This is a genomic window from Martelella sp. (assembly GCF_984369615.1).
In genome coordinates this window covers 1-9777 of sequence record NZ_CFHTCS010000155.1, presented here as the reverse complement: position 1 = coordinate 9777, position 9777 = coordinate 1, and the positions used below count along the sequence as shown (strand labels likewise).

The window sequence follows — 9777 nt, the reverse complement described above, 5'->3', positions numbered from 1 at the left end:
CTCCGCGCTGAGGCGTGTTCCGCCGCACCCCAGAATCATGGCCTTGCGTGTCTCGGTCATCCGCGAATCATAGTGGTTTCCCGCCAAAGCGCGAAATTTGCCCGCCCGTCATGCACAGCTTTCTTCCGTCGAAAGACGCCTGAGCCGGGCCTACCGGGGCACAAAGCAGCTGCCGCCTGCTGCCTTGAAGCTCTCGCAGAGCGACAGGGCATCCGAAAGGCTGTCGGCAGGAATACGAACCCGGTAATAGGTCCCCCGCTCGGCAATATCGGCTCTGACGATTTCCACCGGACGACGCCCGAGCACCGCAGGATATTGTGCGGCAAGACGCCGGTAGGCCTGCTGCGCCTCCGCTTCCGTCGGCAGCGAGGCGATCTGCATCGCATAGCGCGACGACGGCGCGGCGCTCGTTGCGGGCGCGGCGCTGGCGGCAGGCGCAGCCGTTGCGACCGGCTGGCTCGGGGCGGCAGGCGCGGCTTGCGGTCGCGTGGCCGGCGGACCGCCGGTCGTCGACCGCGGCGTCGGGATCGGAACATTGGCGATGCCGAAATCCCCAACGGGCGCCGCAGGCTCATCCGCCGCTTCGCCTGCCGCGATATCCTGACCGGCGAGACCGGCGGCATCCGGCACATCCGTCGCGCCGTTCAGCACGTCGGCGACGGAAGGCGTATCCGTCTCGCCCGGCGCTGCCGCGCCGGCATCGCTTGCGGTTTTGGGCGGAACGAGGCTTCCCGCATCATCGGGGGAAGCGGTCACGAAACCGCCTGCGCCGCTCACGCTGCCGCCCGTGTCCGTCGCCTCGGGCGCCGCGCGCTCGACAAGCGTCCCGTCGGGACGCACGATGATGGTGCGCACCCGGCGCGGCTCGACAACGCCGCCGCCGGTCTGCCCGGCCGCGTTGTCGGCCACGCTGTCGGCAAGCGGATTGGGCGCAATGTCGTTCACGTCGACCGGCTCCTGGTCGGAGGCGATCAGGCTGCCCTGACGGGGCGCGGCCTCGAGCGCCTGCGAGGCGTCGTTGAAGATCACATTGTCCTGGTTCGGAACGACCTCGCCGCCCGGATCTTCCGGCGCTTCCTTCACGCTCGTATCGTCGGCGGCAATGATGACCGGGCCGCCCTCGCCGGCGCTGCCGAGATAGCGGAGCCCGGCAAAGACTGCCAGCACGGCGATGACGACAAAGGCAAGGCCGAACAGCAGAATACGGCCATAGCCCATGAAGGTGACGGCAAGCCATCCCGGCCGCCGCTCCTGCTCGTCGCTGTCATAATAGCTCTCGTCGGCGATATCCGCATAGGCAGGCTGCGCGCCGGCCGGGCGGTTTTCCGCGAGCAGAAAGCCCTCCTCGAGCGCGCGTTCAATGTCATCGTCATAGACGCGATCGTTCCGCGGGTGCTGAACCTCTTCGCCGGTCGGCTCCGGATCGCGCGCGGGCTCGCTCAGCGGATCGACGAGCGCCGGCTGGCTGGCCAGCATGTCGGCAAGCTCCTCGTCGAGATCAAACTCATAAACGGGCGGCGGCGGCTCGCGAACGGTCTCGGTTTCATCGGCCATACGCGGCAGGTCGAGATCATCAACCGGCCGCGGCATCTCGTCGGTCGGAACGATGGCCGCCGGATCGAACGCATCGTCGCGGCCCGCTTCTCCGGCGCCGACCTCCTCCAGCGGTTCGGGACCGTCGTTTCCGGGACGGGACACGTCGGCAAGCTCGAGCTCGAGTTCATCGAGATCGAGCGCCAGGTCATTTTCATCCTGTTCGATGGCGGTATCGGTCGTTGCCTCATCGTCCAGGCGATAGGGCGCTGCCCAGTTCCCGCTTCCGGCATGCTCGTCTTCCGGCACGGCGGCGGGCTGTTCGGCGCCATGGGACGGCGCGGCAAACAGCGTATCGGGATGAATGGCCTCTTCTTCCGCAGGCGGAATTCCCTGGTCTTCCTCTCCGGAAAGGTCGAGAGAAGCGATCGATTGTCTGAGTTCGTCTTCCAGGAAACCTTCGCCAAGGTTCATCCCGTCATGATCCGGGACATCGGCAATCGGCTCTTCCGTCCACTCTCGCGGTTCGCGAGCGGCTTCCCGCACGGGCGGGTCCAGCGGATGGAAGGACTCGAACACCAGCGGAGGAGCGCGCGGTTCGGGCGCGGGCTCCGGCATTGCGGGCTCTTCCGGCGTGTCGTCAGCCGCCGGGTACTGGCCGGGAAAGGCGTTGAATTCACGCAGCAATTCGTCGGCCAGGTCGTCGGCAGTCTCGGCGGCGCGGGGCCTTTCCGCCTCGCGCGGGGCGATCAGCCGCGCCAGTTCGGCGAACGGATCGTCCGCGTCCGTGTGTGCGGGACCGGCTTTCCCGTGATCCGGCTTGTTGTTATCTGCCATCTTCTTCCACCGATGCTGCCCCGCGCCGCCGAGGGCGCGAGATTAAGTGCGGATGAGACGGTCCCTAACGCATTTCCTGCGGGGCATCCGTGCCCGTCAGAGCGAGGCCGGAGCGCAGGACGGCGGCCACGGAAGAAACCAGTCCCAGTTTTGCAAGCGTCGATTGTCGGTCACCCTCATTAATAAAGCGTAATTCCGTCTTGTCCTTCCCCTTGTTCCAGTGGGAATGGAAGTTCGATGCAAGATCATAGAGGTAAAAAGCCAGTCGATGCGGCTCCCGCATCAGTGCGGCCGACTCCACAACCCGCGGATACTCGGACAATTTTGCCACAAGTTTGAGTTCTTCCGGCTCGAAATCCGCCGCGAGAACCGCCTTTTCCAGAGATTTCTGCGAAATATCCAGCCCGGCAAAGACTTCCTGTGCCTGCCGCATCACCGACATCGACCGCGCATGGGCGTACTGCACGTAGAAAACGGGGTTGTCCTTGGACTGTTCTGTCACCTTGGCGAAATCGAAATCCAGCGGTTCGCTGCTCTTGCGATAGAGCATCATGAAGCGCACGGAATCGCGGCCGACCTCGTCCACCACCTCGCGCAGGGTGACGAAATTGCCGGAGCGCTTCGACATCTTCACTTCCTCGCCGTTGCGCAGCAGCTTCACCAGCTGGCAGAGCAGGACGGAGAGCTTTGCGTCGTTGCCGGCAACCGCCTTCGCCACCGCTTCCAGGCGCTTGACATAGCCGCCGTGATCGGCGCCGAGAATATAGACCATCTCATGGAAGCCGCGGTCATACTTGTCCTTGAAATAGGCAACGTCGGCGGCAAAATAAGTGTAGTTGCCGTCAGACTTGATCAGCGGCCGGTCGATATCGTCTCCGACTTCCGTGGAACGGAACAGCGTCTGCTCGCGGTCTTCCCAGTCTTCCGGAAGCTGGCCCTTCGGCGGCGGCAGCGTGCCCTTGTAGACATGCCCCTTGAAGGTGAGATCGTTGATCGCGGTGCGGATCATCGAGGCATCGTCGGCATGAAGCCGGCGCTCGGAAAAGAACACTTCGTGACGGACATTGAGCGCCGCAAGATCCTCCCGGATCATCACCATCATGGCATCGATCGCCCTGTCCTTGACGATCGGCATCCACTCGTCTTCCGGCAGGTTGTGAAGCGAGGGGCCAAACTCGGCCTTCAGCGCCTCGCCGACGGGCACGAGATAGTCGCCGGGATAGAGTCCTTCGGGGATGGCGCCGATCGTCTCGCCGAGCGCCTCGCGGTAGCGCAGGAACACCGAACGCGCCAGCACGTCGATCTGCGCGCCGGCATCGTTGATGTAATATTCCTTGGTCACGTCAAAGCCGGCGTAGTCAAGAATATTGGCGAGCGTATCGCCCACGACCGCGCCACGGCAATGGCCGACATGCATCGGCCCCGTGGGATTGGCCGAAACATACTCGACATTGATCTTGCGGTTCGCGCCGGTCGTGCTGCGGCCGAAATCCTCCGCCTCGCCGAGGGCTGCGACCAGCATGCGCTTCCAGAAGGCATCGGACAGGCGGATATTGATGAAGCCCGGACCGGCGATCGACAGTTCGGCGATATCCGCGTCGCTTTCGAGCGCCGCGACGATTTCGCCTGCAAGATCGCGCGGCTTCTTGCCCAGCGGCTTGGCCAGAACCAGCGCGGCATTGATGGCGATATCGCCGTGGCTCGGGTCGCGCGGCGGCTCCACCACCAGGCGCGAGAAATCGAGCGCGTCGCGTTTCTCCGCAATCGCCGCAATCGTCAGCAGCCGTTCGTTCAGTCTTTGCTCAAAGTCGGTGAAGAGGTTCATGTCATGTTCCATGGGCCGCCGTCCGGCGGCGAAAGGCGCTTTCAGCGGCGGCTCTAGCGCAAATCGGGGGTATGGTCAAACAGCTGCCGATGTGTCTTCTCGGCATAGGTATCGGTCATTCCGGCCAGATAGTCCGCCACATGGCGCGCCCGCTGCGCCGGCGTCAGCGCCTCGACGCCCTCGGTCCAGGGATGCGATCCCATCAGCTCCGGATCGGCGAAATAGGCATCGAACAACTCGCTGACGATCTGCGCCGCGCCGGCGCGGATCCTCATGATATCCGGATGGCGATAGATATGGCCGAAGAGCAGCTTCTTGATCTGCCGGTCGATTTCGGCCATCTCCGGCGAGAAGGTCGCAAGCGTGCGCCCTGAAAGCCGGACATCGTCGGCGCTTCCGGGCCGCGCCTCACGCAGGTTGGCCTGGGTCACGCCGATCACATCCTCGACCATGGCCGTGATCTGGCGGCGCATGATCTCGTTGGTGAAGCGGGCATCCTCGAGCTTGGGATAGCGATCACGCACCTCGCGCATCAGGCCGGCGAGGAACGGCACCTCCTCCAGCATCTCGTAGGTCAGATAGCCCGAGCGCAAGCCGTCATCGATGTCGTGCGTGTTGTAGGCGATATCATCGGCGATCGCGGCGACCTGCGCCTCGAGGCTTGCATGCGTGGAAAGCCAGAGGTCATGACGCCGGCTGTAATCGACGATCGGCTGCGGAACGGGGCCGTCGAGCCCCTCGCCGCCCGGCGTCTGAAGCGGCCCGTTGTGCTTCACCAGGCCTTCGAGCGCTTCCCAGGTGAGGTTGATGCCGTCGAAATCGGCATAGCGGCGCTCCAGGCTTGTGACGATCCTGAGCGACTGGGCGTTGTGATCGAACCCGCCGTAATCCGCCATCTTTTCGTGCAGCGCGTCCTCGCCGGTATGGCCGAAGGGCGTATGACCGAAATCATGCACCAGCGCCACGCCCTCGGCGAGGTCCTCGTCGAGCCTCAGCGCCCGGGCAAGCGAACGGGCGACCTGGGCAACCTCGATCGTGTGCGTGAGGCGCGTGCGGTAGTGATCGCCGTCCTGGGCGATGAAGACCTGGGTCTTGTGCTTCAGCCGCCTGAACGCGGTCGTGTGGATGATCCGGTCCCTGTCGCGCTGGAAGGGCGAACGCGTCAGGCTGTCGGTCTCGGGAAAGAGGCGGCCGCGGCTTGTCCAGGGGTCGCAGGCATAGACCGCGAGCGCGACGTCGCCGAAGCCGAGTGCCGATCTGTCGATTGTCATTTTCTATCCTGTTGCGCGAGACATGCTTTTGCGAAACACGGAGAACCCGGATGCAAATTGACCGTTGACGGCCTTCATCGGCGTTCTTAACTAAGATTGGACATGATTGAAAGCCATCGCCGCTTCCGGCGCGGTGGCAAAAGAAATCCTTGCGGCTCCGGGCATTGCAGTTTGGCCCGGGAAGCCGCGCGGCCGGAGAATTGAGATGGATACCCAGACAGTGACGCTTTCCGATGCAGCCGCCCGGCGGATCGCATCGATCATCAGCAGCGATAACGACAAACACGCCCTCAGGGTCTCCGTGGAGGGCGGCGGCTGTTCCGGTTTTTCCTACAAGTTCGACCTTGTGGAAGGCCCGGAAGAAGACGACGTGGTGATCACCAAGGACGACGCGACCGTGCTGATCGACAGCATCTCGCTGGTCTATATGGCCGGTGCGGAGATCGACTTCGTCGACAATCTGCTCGGCCAGTCCTTTCAGATCCAGAACCCAAATGCCGTGGCAAGCTGCGGCTGCGGCACCAGTTTCGCGATCTGATCCGGTCGCAGCCTGAACCGATGCCGGGAATTGACAGAGGCCGCGCCGGAAAGCGCGGCCTCTGTCATTTGGCGGGCTGTCAATCCTTGATGGCCTTGCCGGCATTCTCCGGAATGACCAGCGAAAGCAGGATCGCCGAGAGGCCGGAGAGCGTGATCGGCGTCGCAAACACCTTCTGGATGATGTCTGGCATCTGCTGCATCGACTGCGGCACGAGGGTGACGCCGAGGCCGAGGCCGAAGGAGACCGCCATGATATAGACCTTGCGGTGGTCGATCGGCTCGGAGGCGAGGATGCGGATGCCGGCGACAGCGATCGAACCGAACAGCACGACGGTGGCGCCGCCGAGCACCGGCTTGGGCACCAGCAGGAAGGCGCCGCCAATGACCGGGAAGAAGCCCATGACCACCAGGATGCCGGCGATATAATAGCCGACATGGCGGCTTGCCACGCCCGTCATCTGGATCACGCCGTTGTTCTGGCTGAAGGTCGTGTTCGGGAAGGTGCAGAACAGCGCCGCGATGCCGGAATTGATGCCGTCGGCGAGAACGCCGCCCTTGATCCGCCTGAGATAGACGTCGCCCTGCACCGGCTCGCCCGAAATCACCGAGTTCGCCGTCAGGTCGCCCGTCGTCTCGATTGCCGTGATCAGGTAGACGAAGGCGATCGGAATGAACAGGCCGAGATCGAAATCCAGCCCGTAGCGCAGCGGCTGCGGCACGGCAAACAGCGGCTGGGCGCCGAGCCGCGAAAAGTCGACCATGCCGAAGAAGATCGAAACCACGAAGCCGGCCAGGAGGCCGAGCATGATCGCCGCGATGCGCACCATCGGGACCTTCGAGAAGGAGAAGAAAATGATCACGGCGACGACAAGAAGGCCGAGGAAGATGTTGACCGGGGCGCCAAGCTGATCGCCGGCCCCTGCGCCGCCCGCAAAATCGGTGAAGCCCGATTTCACCAGCGACAGGCCGATGACGGTGATGACGATGCCGGTGACTGTTGGCGTGACGATGCGGCCCATCCGGGTGATGAACTGGCTCAGCACGATCTCGACCGCGCAGCCGACGAGGCAGAGCCCGAAGATCATCGCCAGGATATCCTCGGGCGTGCCGCCCCTGCCCTTGACGGCGAAGCCCGCGGCGAGGATGACCCCGAGAAAGGCGAAACTCGTTCCCTGCACGCTCAGGAGCCCGGAGCCGACCGGCCCGATGCGCCGGCACTGGATGAAGGTGGCGACGCCGGACACAAACATCGACATGGCCAGAAGGTACGGCATGTTTTCGCCGAGACCCAGCGCTCCGCCAATGATCAGCGTCGGCGTGACAATCCCGATGATGCTGGCGAGAATGTGCTGGAAGGCCGCCAGGAAGGATGCGTGCGGCGAAGGCACGTCGTTGAGCTTGAAGATAATATGGTGGTGCTCCGCACTCAGATTTTGTTCGCTCATGATTTCTCTTTCAAAGGCGGCCGAAGCCGCGCGTTGTCCCCTGCTGCTAGCAACTTTTGCGATGCAATTTCCGTGCCACGAAATTGTCACATTTCCCGGTCGCCTTGCAATTCCTTCTTCTGCACGCCGCGGCCGCACGCGGCGTTTGCAAATCGCGGGCGTCCTCTGCATAAGGGTGAGGTCGAAGCACCGAAAGGCGGCCCCATGAAGATCTCGACCTGGAACATCAACGGCATCAAGGCGCGGCTGGACAATCTGCTGGCCTGGCTTGAGACGGAGGCGCCCGACATTGTCTGTCTGCAGGAGATCAAGTCGCAGGACGAGGCCTTCCCCCGGGCGCCGATCGAGGCGCTCGGTTATCATGTCGAGACCCATGGCCAGAAGGGCTTCAATGGCGTCGCGCTGATTTCGAAGACGGCTCCGGACGAGACCAATCGCGGCCTGCCGGGAGCCGACGATGATATCCAGTCGCGCTACATCGAGGGCGTTTTCAGCATCGCCGGCGGCGTCTTGCGCGTCGCCTCGATCTATCTGCCGAACGGCAATCCGGTCGACAGCGACAAGTACCCCTACAAGCTCGCCTGGATGGAACGCTTGAAAGGCCATATTTCACAAAGGCTTAAGCTGGAGGAGCCGCTTATTCTCGCAGGCGATTACAATGTCATCCCCCGCCCCGGCGACTGCCATGACCCGGCCGTCTGGGCGAATGATGCATTGTTTCTGCCGGCCACCCGCGAGGCCTTCAACGCGCTTCTGGCCCTCGGCCTCTACGACGCGGTGACGAGCACGGACGATGCCGGCGGACAGTACAGCTTCTGGGACTATCAGGCGGGCGCCTGGCAGAAGAACAACGGTATCCGCATCGATCACATGCTGCTGTCCTGCGAGGCCGCCGACAGGCTGCGCTCGACCGTGATCGACAAGAAAGTGCGCGGCTGGGAGAAGCCGTCCGACCACGTGCCGGTGACAGCAGTTTTTGATTGCGACTGGCCGTAGACCGCGCCCGACAGAACCTTGCCCAAGAAATCTTGATCGCTGACGAGCGCATGCAAGGACGATATGCGCGAAATCGATGGTCAGCCGCTGTTGCGGCTGCTTACGGAAACAACAATCAAGGGTTGCTTGTGCTCATATTTTGCGCAAGCGCGATGGCGCCGCGGCGGTCGTTCTCATCGACAACGGAGAAACACTTTTCCTGCAGCTCGCGGATCCACGAGCAATCGCCGGGCGCGCAACGATCCGCGGCCATGGTCAGATAGGCAAGGCCGAGCACCGGCTGCCCCTCGTTGAAAACGAGATCGCCGAACACCGCCATGGCGCCGACATTGCCGTTCTTGCGGGCGAGGTTCAGCCATTTCTTGGCCAGGCGCACATTCTTGGCGCCGCCCTCGCCGTTCAGGATCATCCGGGCAAGGCGGAACTGCGCCTCGGGACTGCCGAATACCGACGCAGCCTGGAAATAGAGCTGACGCGCCTGCACCAAATCCACTTCGACCGGCGTGCCGGCAATGCCCGTCTGGTAGTAGCCTGCGAGCGCCAGCAGGGCGTTCACATAAAACCCCGTGTCGGGAGAGCCCGGCTCGACATCGTGATTGACGATCTCGGCATAGGCCTTGAAAGCCTCGTAATCATTCTCTGGAACGCCGTCGCCATAGGCATACATATTGGCGAGCGCCCAGCGCGAACCGGTATGCCCTTTTTCCGCGGCATAACGATAGGCTTCGACTGCCTTTTCCTTGTCGCCGTTCTGATAAGCCTTGAAACCGAAACGAAAGAGATCGAACCGGCCGGATTCTTTCGGAACGTCCGTGGTAATATCGAAGGCCCGGGCAGGTCGCCCGACGCCGGAGCCGATCATCAGGCTTGCCATCACCACGACAATGCCGATCTGTCTGTGACCTGTCTTATCCATCATCATTGAACGTTTCTTCACCGAAACACCTGACCGGACACACCTGCCCGGCAAAAACGCCGGCGGCGCCGACCCACGGCCGGACCGAAAACCCTGGCTCGCCGACAACGGCACCAGACCCTTCTGATGCTCTTCCTTTGTGGCGGGAAATGGACGGCCTTCTGCCAAATGCTTTTATGTGAAATTCTGCTGAATTACTGTGACGCAAGCGACACACTTGCAAGTTTGAGTCTGAAAACGAGGCCAAACCAAACACTTGTCCGCAACAAGGTTAAGACAGCATCACCGGCGAACGCCCTTTGGCCGCGCCGGAAGAACCGCGATCAAGTGTTGCCTAAAGACCATCGCCATAATAAAGCTCTTGGCCGAAGCGGACGTGGCGAAACAGGTAGACGCAAGGGACTTAAAATCCCT

General features: G+C 62.8%; 7 protein-coding genes. 2 read left to right on the top strand and 5 right to left on the bottom strand.

Annotation, left to right across the window (positions count from 1 at the left end):
* Positions 1-150: 150 nt before the first annotated feature.
* The 3 genes from AC5DC2_RS13230 to AC5DC2_RS13220 all read right to left on the bottom strand — a co-directional run bounded on the left by AC5DC2_RS13230 (position 151) and on the right by AC5DC2_RS13220 (position 5466).
* Positions 151-2370: an SPOR domain-containing protein gene (locus AC5DC2_RS13230; protein WP_491698811.1), complete on the bottom strand. Its 2220-nt coding sequence runs from the start codon at positions 2368-2370 to the stop codon at positions 151-153.
* Between the two features lie 64 nt (positions 2371-2434).
* On the bottom strand, positions 2435-4195 hold the full coding sequence (argS, locus tag AC5DC2_RS13225) for an arginine--tRNA ligase (RefSeq protein WP_491698812.1): 1761 nt from the start codon (positions 4193-4195) through the stop codon (positions 2435-2437).
* A 53-nt stretch (positions 4196-4248) separates the two neighbouring features.
* The gene (locus AC5DC2_RS13220) at positions 4249-5466 is read right to left on the bottom strand and encodes a deoxyguanosinetriphosphate triphosphohydrolase (protein WP_491698810.1); all 1218 of its coding nucleotides are present in this window, start codon (positions 5464-5466) and stop codon (positions 4249-4251) included.
* Between the two features lie 205 nt (positions 5467-5671).
* Here AC5DC2_RS13220 and erpA point away from each other — a divergent pair, with 205 nt between their 5' ends.
* Positions 5672-6004 (top strand): iron-sulfur cluster insertion protein ErpA, encoded by a 333-nt coding sequence (gene erpA / locus AC5DC2_RS13215; RefSeq protein ID WP_024709298.1) that lies wholly within the window; start codon positions 5672-5674, stop codon positions 6002-6004.
* A gap of 79 nt (positions 6005-6083) precedes the next feature.
* Here erpA and AC5DC2_RS13210 read toward each other — a convergent pair whose 3' ends face one another.
* Positions 6084-7451, bottom strand: coding sequence for a uracil-xanthine permease family protein (locus AC5DC2_RS13210; RefSeq protein WP_024709297.1), 1368 nt, complete (start codon positions 7449-7451; stop codon positions 6084-6086).
* Between the two features lie 204 nt (positions 7452-7655).
* Between AC5DC2_RS13210 and xth the strand changes: the two genes are divergently transcribed.
* Positions 7656-8447, top strand: a complete 792-nt coding sequence (xth, locus tag AC5DC2_RS13205) for an exodeoxyribonuclease III (protein ID WP_024709296.1) — start codon at positions 7656-7658, stop codon at positions 8445-8447.
* 115 nt (positions 8448-8562) lie between these two features.
* On the opposite strand, the gene AC5DC2_RS13200 is transcribed toward xth, so the two are convergent.
* On the bottom strand, positions 8563-9321 hold the full coding sequence (locus AC5DC2_RS13200; RefSeq protein ID WP_197489653.1) for a tetratricopeptide repeat protein: 759 nt from the start codon (positions 9319-9321) through the stop codon (positions 8563-8565).
* Positions 9322-9777: the final 456 nt, after the last annotated feature.